General features: G+C 68.3%; 13 protein-coding genes and 2 tRNA genes. 10 read left to right on the top strand and 5 right to left on the bottom strand.

Features of this window, described 5'->3' with window-relative positions; genetic code table 11:
- On the top strand, positions 1-1,303 hold a 1,303-nt coding region (locus sphsw_RS19000; protein WP_042467458.1), incomplete at its 5' end, for a class I tRNA ligase family protein.
- Positions 1,304-1,418: 115 nt separating this feature from the next.
- Entirely contained in the window at positions 1,419-2,888 is a 1,470-nt protein-coding gene (locus sphsw_RS15010; RefSeq protein WP_031441328.1) for an MATE family efflux transporter, read from the top strand.
- 8 nt (positions 2,889-2,896) lie between these two features.
- Here sphsw_RS15010 and sphsw_RS15005 read toward each other — a convergent pair whose 3' ends face one another.
- Positions 2,897-3,844, bottom strand: a complete 948-nt coding sequence (locus sphsw_RS15005; RefSeq protein ID WP_081874360.1) for a diacylglycerol/lipid kinase family protein — start codon at positions 3,842-3,844, stop codon at positions 2,897-2,899.
- Positions 3,845-3,962: 118 nt separating this feature from the next.
- Here sphsw_RS15005 and hemB point away from each other — a divergent pair, with 118 nt between their 5' ends.
- Genes hemB through sphsw_RS14990 form a run of 3 tightly spaced genes read left to right on the top strand, consistent with a single transcriptional unit; the run spans position 3,963 to position 7,699 of the window.
- The gene (gene hemB / locus sphsw_RS15000; RefSeq protein WP_031396015.1) at positions 3,963-4,955 is read left to right on the top strand and encodes a porphobilinogen synthase; all 993 of its coding nucleotides are present in this window, start codon (positions 3,963-3,965) and stop codon (positions 4,953-4,955) included.
- Entirely contained in the window at positions 4,948-5,493 is a 546-nt protein-coding gene (locus sphsw_RS14995) for a GNAT family N-acetyltransferase (protein WP_031441326.1), read from the top strand. Before hemB ends, sphsw_RS14995 begins: the two co-directional genes overlap by 8 nt.
- The gene (locus sphsw_RS14990; RefSeq protein ID WP_031441325.1) at positions 5,486-7,699 is read left to right on the top strand and encodes a membrane protein; all 2,214 of its coding nucleotides are present in this window, start codon (positions 5,486-5,488) and stop codon (positions 7,697-7,699) included. The genes sphsw_RS14995 and sphsw_RS14990 overlap by 8 nt, the downstream gene beginning before the upstream one ends.
- Before the next feature lie 16 nt (positions 7,700-7,715).
- On the opposite strand, the gene sphsw_RS14985 is transcribed toward sphsw_RS14990, so the two are convergent.
- A complete protein-coding gene (locus sphsw_RS14985) occupies positions 7,716-8,231 on the bottom strand; it encodes a hypothetical protein (protein WP_031441324.1) in 516 nt (171 codons plus the stop codon).
- A 94-nt stretch (positions 8,232-8,325) separates the two neighbouring features.
- Between sphsw_RS14985 and sphsw_RS14980 the strand changes: the two genes are divergently transcribed.
- From sphsw_RS14980 to sphsw_RS14960, 5 genes are all read left to right on the top strand, one after another.
- Positions 8,326-8,402: transfer RNA gene (locus sphsw_RS14980), tRNA-Arg, on the top strand.
- Between the two features lie 230 nt (positions 8,403-8,632).
- A tRNA-Pro gene (locus sphsw_RS14975) sits at positions 8,633-8,709 on the top strand.
- A gap of 286 nt (positions 8,710-8,995) precedes the next feature.
- A complete protein-coding gene (locus sphsw_RS14970; RefSeq protein ID WP_052380965.1) occupies positions 8,996-9,679 on the top strand; it encodes an NAD(P)H-dependent oxidoreductase in 684 nt (227 codons plus the stop codon).
- A 79-nt stretch (positions 9,680-9,758) separates the two neighbouring features.
- Positions 9,759-12,155, top strand: coding sequence for a phosphoketolase family protein (locus sphsw_RS14965; protein ID WP_414712104.1), 2,397 nt, complete (start codon positions 9,759-9,761; stop codon positions 12,153-12,155).
- Positions 12,143-13,183: an acetate/propionate family kinase gene (locus sphsw_RS14960; protein ID WP_031441321.1), complete on the top strand. Its 1,041-nt coding sequence runs from the start codon at positions 12,143-12,145 to the stop codon at positions 13,181-13,183. The genes sphsw_RS14965 and sphsw_RS14960 overlap by 13 nt, the downstream gene beginning before the upstream one ends.
- 29 nt (positions 13,184-13,212) lie before the next feature.
- Here the strand turns inward: sphsw_RS14960 and sphsw_RS14955 are convergent, their stop codons facing one another.
- The 3 genes from sphsw_RS14955 to sphsw_RS14945 all read right to left on the bottom strand — a co-directional run.
- On the bottom strand, positions 13,213-13,626 hold the full coding sequence (locus tag sphsw_RS14955; protein WP_042467456.1) for a hypothetical protein: 414 nt from the start codon (positions 13,624-13,626) through the stop codon (positions 13,213-13,215).
- A 71-nt stretch (positions 13,627-13,697) separates the two neighbouring features.
- A complete protein-coding gene (locus sphsw_RS14950; protein WP_031441319.1) occupies positions 13,698-14,330 on the bottom strand; it encodes a response regulator transcription factor in 633 nt (210 codons plus the stop codon).
- Positions 14,323-15,572: sensor histidine kinase (locus tag sphsw_RS14945; protein WP_042467455.1), on the bottom strand; the 1,250-nt coding region annotated here is incomplete at its 5' end. The genes sphsw_RS14950 and sphsw_RS14945, both read right to left, overlap by 8 nt.

The raw sequence follows: 15,572 nt of genomic DNA, 5'->3' as shown, positions 1-15,572 counted from the left end.
CCCGTCCCATCTCATCGAGACCGACGCGCGCGGGGCGGCTCCCCACCCCAACCCCTCCCCTGAAGGGGAGGGGCTTGCCCCCGCGTCTCAACTCGGCGGGCGCTATCCCAACGACGTGCTCATCTCCGGCTTCGACATCCTGTTCTTCTGGAACGCGCGGATGATGATGCAGGGGCTGCACTTCATGAAGGACGTGCCGTTCCGCACGCTCTACCTGCACGGTCTCGTCCGGGCGGCGGACGGCGCGAAGATGTCGAAGTCGAAGGGCAATGTCGTCAACCCGCTCGGGCTGATCGACCAATATGGCGCCGATGCGCTGCGCTTCTTCATGGCGGCGATGGAGAGCCAGGGCCGCGACATCAAGATGGATGAGAAGCGCGTCGAGGGCTATCGCAACTTCGCCACCAAGCTGTGGAACGCCGCGCGGTTCGCACAGGCCAACGGCATCGTCGCGAGCACCACGCTCGAGGCGCCGCGCGCGGAGCTCGCGGTCAACAAGTGGATCATCGCCGAGACGATCGCGACCGTGCAGCAGGTCGACCTCGCGCTCGCCGACTACCGCTTCGACGGCGCCGCCAACGCGATCTACCAGTTCGCGTGGAGCCGCTTCTGCGACTGGTATCTCGAACTCATCAAGCCGCAGATGGTCGATGACGTCCGCGGCCAGATCGACGACGAATCCAAGGCGGTCGCGGGCTGGGTGCTCGACCAGATCCTGGTCCTGCTCCACCCGTTCATGCCGTTCATCACCGAGGAACTGTGGCACGCGATGGGCCCGCGCGATCACGACCTGATCGTCGCGCAGTGGCCGATGGCCGATGCGCGCTCGCTCGATCCCGAGGCGAGCAGGGAAGTCGACTGGCTGATCCGGCTCGTCGGCGAGATCCGTACCGCGCGCAACGAGCTGAACGTGCCGCCGGGCGCGCGTCTGCCGCTGCACGTTCGCGATGCGAATGCGGCGACGCTCGCACGGCTCGAACGCCAGGCGCCCGCGCTCGCACGCCTCGCGCGCGTCACGCACGCCGAGGGCGAAGCCACCGGCGGCGCGGCGCAGGTCGTGGTCGACGAGGCGACCTTCGTCTTGCCGCTCGAAGGCGTGATCGATCTCGACGCCGAACGCGCGCGCCTGACCAAGGCGATCGCGGCGGCGGAGAAGGAGCGCGACGCGCTGTCCGGCCGCTTGGGTAACGCAAGCTTCGTCGAGCGCGCCAAGCCCGAAGCGGTCGAGAAGGCCAAGGCGGACCATGCCGACAAGGCCGCCGAAGCCGCGCGGTTGCAGGCGGCGCTGGGACGGCTGGGCTGACCTGACCCCGTCCGATGTGCTGGACGGGGCCTGGGCGTGTGTAACGCGTGCTGCGAGCATGCGGGGTCGGGGATGGTCCTGACCCCGCCTGCAAAGGGGAGGGAACCCGACTGCGATGCCTGATGCGACGGATACGCCTGCACCAAGGACCGGCCAGCGCGACCTGACCACGGGGCCGATCGGCAAGACGTTGCTGGCGTTCGCGCTGCCGACGCTCGGATCGTCGGTCTTGCAGTCGCTCAACGGCTCGATCAACGCGGTGTGGATCGGCCAGTTTCTCGGCGAGCGCGCGCTGGCGGCGACGACCAACGCGAACATCATCATGTTCCTGCTGGTCGCCGCGGTGTTCGGCTTCGGCATGGCGTCGACCATCCTGATCGGCCAGAATATGGGCCGCCGCGACATCGATGCGGTGCGCCGCGTGCTCGGCACGTCGTTCGGGCTGTTCACGATCATCTCGGTGCTGACGGTGGGGATCGGCTGGCTGGTTGCGCCGGCGATCCTGCGCGTGCTGGCGACGCCCGCCGAGGTCTATCCGCTCGCGCTCGCCTATCTGCGCGTGATCTTCGTCGCGCTGCCCGCGGGGTTCCTGACCGTGCTGCTGACGATGGCGCTGCGCGGCACGGGCGATTCGCTGACCCCGCTGAAGTTCATGGCGCTCGGCTCGGTCGTCGACGTCGCGCTCAACCCGCTGCTGATTCGCGGCTGGGGGCCGATCCCTGCGCTCGGGATCGAGGGATCCGCGCTCGCGACGCTGATCGCCAACACGGTCTCGTTCGTCGCCTTGCTCGCCTATATCTATGCGAAGGACCTGCCGATCCGGCTACGCGGCGCCGAGCTGCGCTATATCCTGCCCGATCGTGCGCTGCTGAAGACGATCGTCGTGAAGGGCGTCCCGATGGGATTGCAGATGCTAGTCGTCTCGACATCGGCACTGGCGATGATCGGACTGGTCAACCGGCACGGCACCACCACGACCGCCGCCTATGGCGCCGCCAACCAGCTCTGGACCTATGTGCAGATGCCCGCGATGGCGGTCGGTGCGGCGGTCAGCGCAATGGCGGCGCAGAATATCGGTGCGGGGCGCTGGGACCGGGTCGACCGGATCACGCGCGCGGGGCTGATGATGAACCTGGCGCTGACCGGCGGGCTCGTGGCGCTGCTGACGCTGCTCGACCGGCACGTTTTGTGGCTGTTCCTCGGGCAGGATACAGGCGCGATCGGCATCGCGACGCGGATCAACCTGATCGCGGGGTGGAGCTTCATCCTGTTCGGCGTGTCGATGGTGCTGTCGGCGACGGTACGCGCGAACGGCGCGGTGGTCGGCCCGTTGCTGATCCTCGCGGTCGCGATGGGCCCGGTACGGTTCGGGCTCGCCTATGCACTCGAGCCGATGATCGGCGCGGATGCGATCTGGTGGAGCTTTCCCGCGGGCTCGCTCGCCTCGATGCTGCTGACGATCGGCTATTACCTGCATGGCGGCTGGCGCAAGGGCCGGATCGTTACCGAGCCCGCCGCACACGACGCAGGCGAGGCAGCCAAGGCGGATTGCGAGCCCGCCAGCCGGTCCATGCCGGTCGGCTGAGCGCCGCCTTAGGTTTGAGGCAGCGTCACCGGGGCCATGACCTGAATGATCCCGGCGGCGATCCTGGCCGTCACCGGGGTCTTGGCGAGCACCTCGCCATCGATGGAGATCGGCAGCTTGGGGATTGTGTCGACGCGCATGCTCTTGCCGCGGAAGTCGCGGACCTCCTCGTGGCGCGATTCGTGACGGAAGACGCTGGCGACCCAGTTCTGCACCAGCCGCCGCTTCATCTTGCCCATCACCGCCTGCACGACGATCTCGCCCGAATCGACCGCCGCCGCGTCGACCAGCTCGGTCCCGCCATGATAGGGGCCGTTCGAGATACGCACCTCGACGACGCGCATCCGCACCGCGTCCGGGCCCTCACCGACGATCAGCGTGAACGGGCGGAAGCGCATGAACTGATACGCCGCCCAGCCGAGATAACCGACCCGGCCGAGTATCTTCTTGAGGCCGTGCGGCACCGTCTCGGCGATCTTCGGACTGATCCCCATCGCCGCGCAATTGGCGAAATAATCGCCATCGATCATGCCAAGGTCGATTCGTCGCGGCGCACCCGTCCGGATGACCTCGACCGCGCCTTCGATCGTCAGCGGAATGCCGAGCGTCCGCGCAAAGCTGTTCGCAGTCCCCAGCGGGAGCACGCCGAGGATGACGTCGTGCCCGACCATCAGGTCGACGAGCCCGCTGATCGTGCCGTCGCCGCCACCCAGGATCAGCAGATCGGGCTTGGCGGCGAGCGCCCGGCGGACGGTGGGCTCGAGATCCTCGGGGTTCTCGACCGCATGCGCGTCGACCTCATAGGGAAGCCCCGACATCGCCGCACAGGCACGCTTGAACAGCGCCTGTCCTTTGCGCGATTTCGCGTTCACCACGAGCGCGGCGGAGCGGATCGGCCGGTCGCGCGCCGGTCCGGTATCGGAGGCCTGGATCGAAGCTGTGGTGGTGGCGGTCATGCGAGGCCCAACGCGCGAAAGGGAAATGCGTCCCCGAGGCCGAATCGGCAGCGATCGGTTTCGTTCGTGCCGACCGTAACGCTTGCCTGCGCGGCGTCCATCCCGCAAAAGCCGCGCCATGTCCGCAAGCTATCCCGCGCTGCGCCTGCGCCGCACCCGCTCGTCCGACTGGAGCCGCCGGCTCCATGCCGAGACCGTCCTCACGCCGGCCGATCTGATCTGGCCGCTGTTCGTCGTCGAGGGGGAGGGCGTCGAGCAGCCGATCGCCAGCCTGCCCGGCGTCTCGCGCTGGTCGGTCGACCAGATCGTCGCGCGTGGTCGCGAGGCGCGGGACCTCGGCATCCCGTGCATCGCGCTGTTTCCCTACACCCAGCCCGAGCGTCGCACCGAGGATGGTCGCGAGGCGCTCAACCCCGACAATCTGATGTGCCAGGCCATCCGTGCGCTGAAAGATGCGGTGCCCGAGGTCGGCGTGCTGACCGACGTCGCGCTCGATCCCTATACCAGCCACGGCCATGACGGGCTGGTCGACGCCGCGGGCTATGTCGTCAACGACACCACCGCGGAGATGCTCGTCGCGCAGGCGCTGAACCAGGCGGCGGCGGGCGCGGACATTATCGCACCCAGCGACATGATGGACGGCCGGATCGGCATGATCCGCACCGCGCTCGAGGCGGAGTCGCATCACAACGTCCAGATCATGTCCTATGCCGCCAAATATGCGAGCGCCTTTTACGGCCCGTTCCGCGATGCGGTCGGCAGCCGCGGGCTGCTGAAGGGCGACAAGAAGACGTACCAGATGGACAACGCCAATGCCGAGGAGGCGCTGCGCGAGGTCGCGATGGATCTCGCCGAGGGCGCGGATACGGTGATGGTCAAGCCGGGCCTGCCCTATCTCGACATCATCGTCCGCGTCCGCCAGGCGTTCGAGGTGCCGGTCTTCGCCTATCAGGTGTCGGGCGAATATGCGATGATCGAGGCGTCGGCCGCAGCGGGCGCGGGCGACCGTGACGCGCTGGTGCTCGAGACGCTGATGGCGTTCAAGCGCGCCGGCTGTTCGGGCGTGCTGACCTATCATGCGGCACACGCGGCCCGGCTCCTGAATGGATGAGTTCAGGCTCGAGACCGAGCGTCTCATCCTGCGCGCGTGGCGGGACGCCGACGTCGAGCCCTTTGCGGCGATGGGGCGTGACCCCGATGTGATGCGCTTTCTCGGGCCGCCGGCGACGCTCGCCGAGACGCAGGCGGCGGTCGGCCGGATGGTCGAGCGGCAGCGCACGTCGGGGCATTGCTTCTGGGCGATCGAACGCAAGGCGGATGCCGCGTTTCTCGGCTTTTGCGGTCTGGTACCGGGCAAGCCGCCGATCGACGGCGCGATCGAGATCGGCTGGCGTCTCGCGCGTCATGCCTGGGGGCAGGGCTATGCGTCCGAGGCCGCGGCGGCCAGCCTCGCCTGGGGCTGGGCCCATCTGCCCGTCGCGCATATCGTCGCCATCACGGTCCCCGCCAACATGCGCAGCCGCGCGCTGATGGAGCGGCTGGGTATGACCCATGTCGAGGACGGCGATTTCGACCATCCCGATCTCGCCGCCACCGACCCGCTGCGCCGGCACGTCCTCTATCGGATCCATCGCCCCACCAATGTCTGATCCTTCCCCGATGGCACGGTGGTGCCGCGTCCTGTTCGTCGCGACGATCCTGGCAGGGTCGTTCCTGCTGTTCCTCGTCCAGCCGATGGTCGCGCGCATGGCGCTGCCGCGGCTCGGCGGCGCGCCTGCCGTGTGGAACTCGGCGATGCTCGTCTATCAGGCGCTGCTGCTCGGCGGCTATGCCTATGCGCACTGGCTCGGACGGGTGAAGCCGCGCGCGCAGGCGGTCATCCATCTCGGCGTGCTCGCGGTCGCGGCTTTGTGGCTGCCGATCGGGCTGTTCGCGCTCGATCTGCCCGCCGATGCGCAGCCTGCGGTGTGGGTGCCCTGGCTGCTCGGCCTGTCGATCGGGCCGCTGTTCTTCGCGGTCTCGGCCCAGGCGCCGCTGATCCAGCGCTGGTTCAGCGCGTCGAGCGGCGGCGCGGATCCCTATGCGCTCTATGCCGCGTCCAATCTCGGCAGCTTCGCGGGGCTGATCGCCTATCCGCTGGTGGTCGAGCCGTTGCTGGCGATCCACGGGCAGAGCCTGTTGTGGACCGCAGGGTACGCGGTGCTCGTCCTGCTTGTGGCGCTCTGCGCGACGCGGCTGCCGCGCACCGTGTCGGCCGAGCATGTCGCCGCGACCAGCCCGGCGCCGGGCGCGGCACGGATCCTCCACTGGATCGCGCTCGCGCTGGTGCCGTCGGGGCTGATGCTCGCCACCTCGACCTATATCACCACCGATATCGTCGCGATGCCGCTGCTCTGGGTGCTGCCGCTCGGGCTCTATCTGCTCAGCTTCACCATCGCCTTCGCGCAGGACCGCACGCTCGCAGACCTGCTGACCCGGATCGCCCCGGTGACGATCCTGCTGTTCGGCGGGGTGATCATGGGCGGGTTCAACGACAAGCCTGTGTTCAGCGCGACGATCGCGCTGACCTTGCTGTTCATGGTCTCGGTCGCGCTCCACACCGCCATGTATCGCCGCCGTCCGGCCCCCGACCGGCTGACGGGCTTCTATCTCGCAATGTCGGTCGGCGGCGTGCTGGGCGGGGTGTTCGCGGCGTTGCTCGCGCCCGTGATCTTCGACTGGACCTATGAATATCCGCTGCTGATCCTGGCGGCGGGCGTGCTGGTGCCGCAGATGTATTTGCTGGCGACGTTTCGCGCGGTCTGGTCGGGGCCGGCGGTGCGGCGCCGTCTCGGGCTCGCGGCCATCATCCTCGTCATGGCGGTGGCCGCCGGGCTGAGGATCAGCAACCCCGACGGCATATTGGGCGACCAGCATCAGGGCGCGGCCTTCCTGATCGTCGCCGCGATCGGCCTCGCCACGCTTGGCGCACGGCTGCCCTATGTCGTCGTGCTCGCCAGCACGCTGGTGATGTTCGGGGGCTATCGCGCGCTGGAACTCAGCGCCGAGCGGGGTGCGCGTGAGCGCAGCTATTTCGGCGTCTACACGGTGCGTGACGGAGAGGGGGTCCGCGAGCTCGATCACGGCACCACCGTCCACGGCATCCAGCTGCGCGGTTCGCCCGCACGCGAGCGGACGCCGACCACCTATTATGTCGCCGGATCGGGCGTGGGGCAGGCGATGCTGGCGCTCGGCCCGCTTTATGGCCCGGCAGCGCGCGTCGGTGTCGTCGGGCTGGGGACGGGTACTTTGTCTTGCTACGCCCGCCCGGGCGAGCAGTGGCGCTTCTACGAGATCGACCCGGCGGTCGTGCGGATCGCGCGCGATACCGGCCAGTTCAGCTATCTGTCGCGCTGCCTTCCCGATCCGGTGATCCGGATCGGCGACGCGCGGATCGCGCTGGCGGGGGAGCGGACCGCAAGCCTCGACCTGCTCGCGCTCGATGCCTTCTCGTCGGATACGGTGCCGATGCACCTGATGACGCGCGAGGCGTTTGCGACCTATGGCCGCGTGGTGTCACGCAACGGACTGCTGCTCGTCCATATCTCGAACCGCTATATCGACCTCGAACCCGTGGTCGCCGCTGCCGCGCGCGAGGCGGGGTGGCACGCCGTCCACCTGCTCTATCGTCCCTCGCCGCTCGACGCCGATCATCCCTCGCCATCGGACTGGATCGCGCTGTCGCGCGACCCGCGGGCGATCGCGCTGCTCCGGCAACGCAATTCGGGCTGGGAGCCGATCGTCGCACGCGAGGGCATGGCCGCATGGACCGACGATTATTCGACGATCCTGCCGCTGCTCAAGGGGCTCTGGTAGGCTGAGGGGGGCGGCGTCAGGCGGCGGGGAGGCTCGCCTGGATCTGCGCGATCGTCATACCCTGCTTCTCGGCTTCGGCCTGCGCCGCGTCGCGCACGGCGTCGAGCGCGGGATAGGCCGGCGCGAGCGTCGCCGCGCGATCGGTCGCGCGACGCTCGATATCGGTGACCAGCAGCGACGTCTGCGCCCGCCAGTCGTCGAGACCGGCCAGCGCGGTCTGGGCCGTCAGCCACGGCTCGCTGCCGACCGCACCGCCGCGTGCGGCACGGGCGGCGGCCTGGGTGCTCGCCGCATCCTTCGCAAAGCCCGTCCTGATCCGGTCGAGCTGCGTCCGGAACGCCGCGATGTCGGTGTCGAGCGTCGGGTCGGGCTGGACCACCACCGGCTTGCCCGCGGGTTCGCCAAAGCCGATCGATTCGGTCGGGCGGATCCCGAGCGAGGGATAGCTGGCGGGATCCTTGCTGCAGGCGCCGACCGCCAGGGCGGGTGCGAGAAGAAGGGCGATCAGCGCGGGGCGGGAAGGCTGTTTCATGCCCGCCGCTCTATGCCGCCGACGCGGCGTACACAACTTTATCGCGCAACACCCTTGCGCCGCGAAAAATGCCTGCTATCAGCGCCCCTCCAGTGCACCCATAGCTCAGCTGGATAGAGCATCAGACTACGAATCTGAGGGTCGGGCGTTCGAATCGCTCTGGGTGCACCATCGTCCACAACCTGCCGCGGCACGACGCCGTCCGCGATTACTTCTTATCATATCCGCACCGCATCGACGTCGCGACGCAACTGTCCTGTCGCATCACGCAATGCTCCCGAGCTTTTCGACATCCCCTGCAAACTTCTTGCTGCGGCCGCTTGCACAGCTGCGAAGTGCTGGGTATAGGCGCCCCTCCAGTCACCGGTCGGTCCCCCAAGGGCGTAACGATCGGACTCCGTCGGGGAGTAGCTCAGCCTGGTAGAGCACTGTCTTCGGGAGGCAGGGGCCGGAGGTTCGAATCCTCTCTTCCCGACCATCATGCATCGCATGATCATCGCTTGCCCAGGCGGCAGGCCGTATATCCAGCACCATCAAAGCCGTTAAGGCCAACAAGGTCTTGGTCGCGTCGTGTCCGTGCTCGAGCGGCATTCCGACCTGGCCGCCTCCGGGCCGATGGGCGCGCGCAGGCGTAAAGCGCGCTGCCTAGTGCGTAGTTTCCGAGGCTGAGATCGCACGGGGCGATCCCGTACTCCTCGACTCCCTGACCGTCTCCGGCGCGGCGCGCGATCGGATGAGGGTCGGCGCAGGATGGAGTCGGCGCGATGATGGATGACGAGCCCGTTGCGGCCCAGCCTCGGCATGCCGTGATCCTGTGCCATCCGGATCCCGCGAGCTTCAACCATGCGATCGCGCACCGCTATTGCGAGGCGGTGCGCGCGAACGGCCAGCACGTCGTACTGCGCGACCTCTATGCGCTGGGCTTCGATCCGGTGCTCAAACCGGCGGAATTGCCGACGCGGGATGCCGCGGTTCTCGCGCACGACGTGGAGGACGAACGCGCGGCGATCGCGGGCTGCGACGTGTTCGTCCTCGTCTACCCGCTCTGGTTCGGCTCCCCTCCGGCGGTGATGAAGGGCTATATCGAGCGCGTGTTCGGCGCCGGGATCGAGCCTGTCGCGGTCCAGCAGCGTGCGCGCAGCCTGCTGCTCGGCGGCAAGCGGCTGCTGACCTTCACGACCGCGGCGGGCAGCCGGGTCTGGCTCGACGATCAGGGGCTTGGAACGGGGCTGACGATCATGGTCGACCAGTATCTGGTCCACGCCTTCGGCATGCGGTCGCAGGAACAGCGCCGATTCGCCAATATCACCAGCCATCTCGATCCGCAGGTCGCCGGCCAGCATCTGAACGCCGTCACTGCGCAGGCAAACCGCACCTGCGCACAACTCGCGTTCGGCGACGAAGCGCTGCTGCGCGACCCTACGCTGAGCAGCCGGCTCGCCGGCTGATGCGCCCCGATCAAAGGACTATCGACATGTGCCCCACACCGCCCGCGACCCCCGCCGTTCGTCCACGGGCGCCGCACTCTTGACCGGTCTGGCCCACAAGGCACCGCCGCATGTCGTGACGCGCGCCGATCCGTTGTCGCCCGATGAGCTGCACCGGATGGACGCCTATTGGCGTGCCGCCAACTACCTGTCGGTCGGCCAGATCTATCTGCGCGACAACGCGCTGCTCGAACGCCCGCTGACGGTCGCCGACGTCAAGCCGCGGCTGCTCGGCCACTGGGGCACGACGCCGGGCCTGAACTTCCTCTACGTCCATCTCAACCGGCTGATCGTCGCGCACGACCTCGACATGATCAACATCATCGGGCCGGGGCATGGCGGGCCGGGGCTGGTGGCCCACACCTATCTCGAGGGCTCCTATACCGAGCGCTATCCCGCGATCGAGCGCAGCCGGTCGGGCATGCACCGGCTGTTCCGGCAATTCTCCTGGCCGGGCGGAATCCCCAGCCATGTCGCGCCCGAGACGCCGGGATCGATCCACGAGGGCGGCGAGCTCGGCTATTCGCTGGCACATGCTTACGGCGCGGCGTTCGACAATCCGGACCTGCTGGTCGCGTGCGTGATCGGCGACGGCGAGGCGGAGACGGGGGCGCTGGCGGCGAGCTGGCATTCGAACAAGTTCCTCAACCCCGCGCGCGACGGCGCGGTCCTGCCGATCCTGCACCTCAACGGGTTCAAGATCGCCAACCCCACGCTCCTCGCGCGGATCGACGAGGACGAGCTCGACGCGCTGTTGCGCGGCTATGGGCATGAGCCGCTCTATGTCGGCGGCAGCGACCCCGCGCTCGTCCACCAGCAGCTCGCCGCCGCGCTCGACACCGCACTGGCGAGGATCCAGGCGATCCAGGCCGAGGCACGCATCCCCGGCGGGACGCCCGAACGCCCGCGATGGCCGATGATAGTGTTCCGCACGCCCAAGGGGTGGACCGGCCCCAAGACCGTCGACGGCAAGCCGGTCGAAGGCACGTGGCGCGCGCATCAGGTCCCGATCGCGGACTTCAAGGACCCCGAGCATCTGCGGCTGCTCGACGAGTGGATGCGCAGCTACTGTCCCGAGGAGCTGTTCGACGCGGCGGGCAAGTTCCTCGACATCTACGCCTCGCTCGCCCCGACCGGGCATCGGCGGATGGGGTCGAACCCGCACGCCAATGGCGGCGAGACGATGGTGCCGCTGTCGCTGCCCGACTTCCGCGCGCATGCCGTACCGGTCGACGCGCCGGGCACGGTCATGGCCGAGGCGACGCGGGTGTTCGGTCGCTATCTGCGCGACGTGATGACGCTCAACATGCCGAACGTGAACTTCCGCCTGTTCGGGCCCGACGAGACCGCGTCGAACCGTCTCGCCGATGTCTATGACGTGTCGGGCAAGGTCTGGATGGCGCAGGTCGAGGCGGTCGACGAGCATCTGACCGCCGACGGCCGCGTGATGGAGGTGCTGAGCGAGCATCTGTGCCAGGGCTGGCTCGAGGGCTATCTGCTCACCGGCCGCCACGGGCTGTTTTCCTGTTACGAGGCGTTCGTCCACATCGTCGATTCGATGGTCAACCAGCATGCCAAATGGCTGAAGGTGACGCGCGGCATCCCGTGGCGGCGGCCGATCGCGTCGCTCAACTATCTGCTGACGTCGCATGTCTGGCGACAGGATCACAATGGCCTGTCGCATCAGGATCCGGGGTTCATCGATCACGTCGCCAACAAGACCGCGGAGGTCACGCGGATCTATCTGCCCCCCGACGCCAATTGCCTGTTGTCGGTCGGCGACCATTGCCTGCGCAGCCGCGGCTATGTGAACGTGATCGTCGCGGGCAAGCAGCCCGAATGGCAATGGCTGGGGATCGACGCGGCGGTGCGGCACTGCACTGCGGGCGCCGGCATCTGGGACTGGGCGGGCGACGATGCGGAGCCCGATGTGGTGATGGCGTGTGCGGGCGACGTGCCGACGCTCGAGACGCTGGCGGCGGTCACGCTGCTGCGTGCCTATGTCCCCGATATCCGGATCCGGGTTGTCAATGTCGTCGACCTCATGGTGCTGCAGCCGCGATCCGAACATACCCACGGCCTCGACGAGCGCGAATTCGACGCGCTGTTCACGCGCGACACACCGGTGATCTTCGCGTTCCACGGCTATCCCGCGATGATCCACAAGCTGACCTACCGCCGCGCGAACCATGCCAATATCCATGTCCGCGGCTACAAGGAAATGGGCACGACGACGACGCCGTTCGACATGGTGGTGCTGAACGATCTCGACCGGTACCGGCTGGCGCTCGACGCGATCGAGCGCATCCCGCGGTTCCGCGACCGCGTCCCGCGCGAGACCGCGCGCTACTGGACGACGATGGAACGGCACAAGCTGTACATCGCCGAACAGGGCGACGATCTGCCGGAGGTGCGCGACTGGCAATGGGCGCGCTGATCCTCGCGCTGAACAGCGGGTCGTCGACGGTGAAATACGGGCTCTACGCCGTCGACCCGGAGCCTGCGTTGCTGATCGGCGGGACGATCGAGACCGCCAACGGTCGTGTTTCGGTCCTCGACGCGCTCGACGCCGCGTTGCGGGACAGCCCGGCGCCGACCGCGATCGGCCACCGGATCGTCCATGGCGGCCCGCACCGTACCGCGCATTGCCTGATCGACGATGCGGTCACCGCGGATCTGGTCGCGGCCTGTGCGTTCGCGCCGCTCCATGGTCCCGCGGCACTCGCGCTGATCGCGGCCGCACGCGCGCGCTATCCCGGGATGCCGCAGGTCGCCTGCTTCGACACCGCGTTTCATGCCGATCTGCCCGATGTTGCGCAGGTCCTCCCGATCCCGCGTCACTACCGCGCAAGCGGGGTGCGGCGGTACGGCTTTCACGGCCTGTCGTGCGAATCGATCCTGGCGCAGCTCGGCGAAGGCGTCCCGTCGCACCTCGTCATCGCGCATCTCGGCAACGGGGCGAGCGTCACTGCGGTGCGCGACGGGCGATCGGTCGATACCAGCATGGGGCTGACGCCATCGGGCGGGGTGACGATGGCGACGCGGACGGGGGATATCGACCCCGGCATCCTGCTGTACCTGCTCCGCGAGACCGGGCTCGACGCTGATGAACTGGCGACGATGATCGATCACAATTCGGGAATGGCGGGGATCTCGGGACTGTCGGGCGACATGCGCGTGCTGCGCGCGGCGGCCGGGAGCAATCCCGATGCCGACCTCGCGATCCGGATGTTCGAGCGATCGGTCTGCAAGCAGATCGCGGCGATGGCTGCGACGCTCGGGGGGATCGACCTGCTCGTGCTGACCGGCGGGATCGGCGAACATGACCGCGCGACCCAGCAGGCGATCGGTACCGGCCTGGCATGGCTGCCGGGCATGGCAATCCGGATCGTCGCCTCGCGCGAGGATGACGAGATCGCCCGTCATGCCGCCCGGCTGAGCCAGACGGCGATCGTCCGACCCTGACGCTGACCCCATCTGCCCGTGCGGCGTCCTTAGCCGGCGAGCGTCAGCATGGCGGCCGCGATAGCCGCGAGCAGCGCACCGTCGGTCGTCGCGCGGTCGAGGATCCGGTCCCCCTGACGGTCCGCCGCGGCGATCAGGTCCGGCGACGGCACCCGCCCGTCGAGCAGGATCGCCCGGCCAGCCCAGCCCAGGCCCCGCATCGCGGCAAGCGCCGCCATCCCGTCGTCATCCTGCCCCGCCAGCCGGGGATCGGAGAGGTCGAGGATGATGCACGCATGGTCGCGCGATGCCGGATCGGACACCAGGGCCGCACAGCTTGCATAGGACCGTACCCGGTAGCGTTCGGAGAGCAGCAGGATCTGCCGCGCACGGCGTCGCGCAGGATTGCCGTCGACCAGCGAGATGCCCGGGCTGGTGTGCAGAAGCGGGGCCGGTGGAGTCATCGTCGATCCTTGTCGGACCTTCGATGACAGGACCCGCGGACCCGGTCTGTACGTAAAACACGGGGGGGCGCTCAGGCCGGGTCGGCAGGTTCCCCCAGACCCGCGGCAAAGGCGATGCGCAGCACGTCCGAGAGGCTGCGCGCCATCAGCTTTTCCATCAGATTGGCGCGGTGGACCTCGACCGTCCGCGTCGCGATGTCGAGATCGAACGCGATCAGCTTGTTCGGCCGGCCCAGGACCATCCCGTCCAGCACGTCGCGCTCGCGCGGGGTCAGCGCTGCGAGCAGGACGCGGGCCTCGGCCGCGGCAAGCTGGTCGCGACCGATCCGTGCAGCCTTGGCGAGCGCGGTCTCGATCGCCGCGAGCAACGTCGCGCGCTCGAACGGTTTTTCTAAGAACTCGATCGCCCCCGCCTTGATCGCGCGCACCGCAAGCGCGACGTCGCCGTGCCCGGTCAGCATGATCACGGGCAGGGCGATGCCGCGCTGCGCCAGCGTCGCCTGGACCTCGAGCCCGTCGATATCGGGCATCCGCACGTCGAGCAGAACGCAGCCACGCGCCTCGCGCGTCACGTGCTTCAGGAAATGTGTGCCCGACACATGCGTCTCGACCGCATAGCCCGCCTTGCGCAGCAGGAAGCCGACCGACTGGCGGATCGCGGGATCGTCGTCGACGACGTGCACGACTCGGCTGGTCTCATCCATCGACAACATCCTGTGTGGCGAGCGGTATCGTGAAGTGGAAGGCGGTACCGGCGGGGCATGTCGGTTCGACCCAGATCCGGCCGCCATGCGCCTCGACGATCGTCCGACAGATCGACAGGCCAAGGCCCATGCCGTCGCTCTTGGTCGTCGAGAACGCGTCGAACAGGCGTTCGCGGATCGCCGGATCGATGCCCGCACCGGTATCGGCCACGCTGATCCGCACCCAGCCTTCGCGATCCGCCAGCGTCGCGATCGTCAGCCGCTTGTCGGGCGCGCAGGCCATCGACTGGATGGCGTTGCGGATCAGATTGACCAGGACCTGCTGGATCTGGATGCGGTCGACCCGCACCAGATCGGCGCCCTGGCGGATATCGGTGGTGACCGTGATCCCCGCCTCGTGCGCGCCGAGCAGCCCCAGGCTGATCGCCTCCTCGACAAGCGCGGCGAGCGGTTCGACGCGAAGCGCGGTGTCGCCGCCCTCGACGAACGCGCGCAGCCGCCGGACGATCGTGCCGGCGCGCAGCGACTGAGCCGCCGCGAGCTCGAGCGCCTCGGCGATCTCCGCCAGCAGCGGTGACGGCGCGTCGCCGATCATGTCCCGCGTCGCCTCCAGATAATTGGCGATCGCGGTCAGCGGCTGGTTGATCTCATGCGCGAGCGTCGATGCCATCGTGCCCATCGCGCTGACCCGCGAGACGTGGACCAGCTCGGCCTGCAGTTCCTTCAACCGGCGCTCGGTCGCCTGGCGCTGGCTGATGTCGCGGATGAAGCCGGTGAAGATCCGCTCGCCCGCGATCGACGCCTCGCCGACCGCGAGCTCGATCGGAAAGACCTCGCCATTCTTGCGCAGCCCGTGTTCGAGCCGGACATTGCCGATGACATGCCGCACCCCGGTCCGCCGGTAGGTGTGCAGATGCGCGTCATGCGCAGCGGCATTCGCGGGCGGCATCAGCATCGCGACGTTTCGACCGATCACCTCGTCCGTCTCATAGCCGAAGACGAGCGCGGCGGCGGCGCTGAACGATACGATGACGCCGTATTCGTTCATCACGATCATCGCATCGGGGACGGTGTTCAGGATCGAGCGCAGATGATGTTCGCGGCGCAGGATCGCGGCCTCCGCCGCCTTTTCGTCGGTGATGTCGCGGATCACCTTGCCAAAGCCGCGCAGCGCGCCCGCGTCGTCGTGCAGCGCGGTGATCGTCACGCTCGCCAGAAATTCCGATCCGTCCTTGCGGACGC

This window comes from Sphingomonas sp. FUKUSWIS1 (assembly GCF_000733135.1).
GTDB classification, from domain to species: domain Bacteria; phylum Pseudomonadota; class Alphaproteobacteria; order Sphingomonadales; family Sphingomonadaceae; genus Sphingomonas; species Sphingomonas aerolata.
This window is presented reverse-complemented; position numbering and strand designations above follow the sequence as displayed.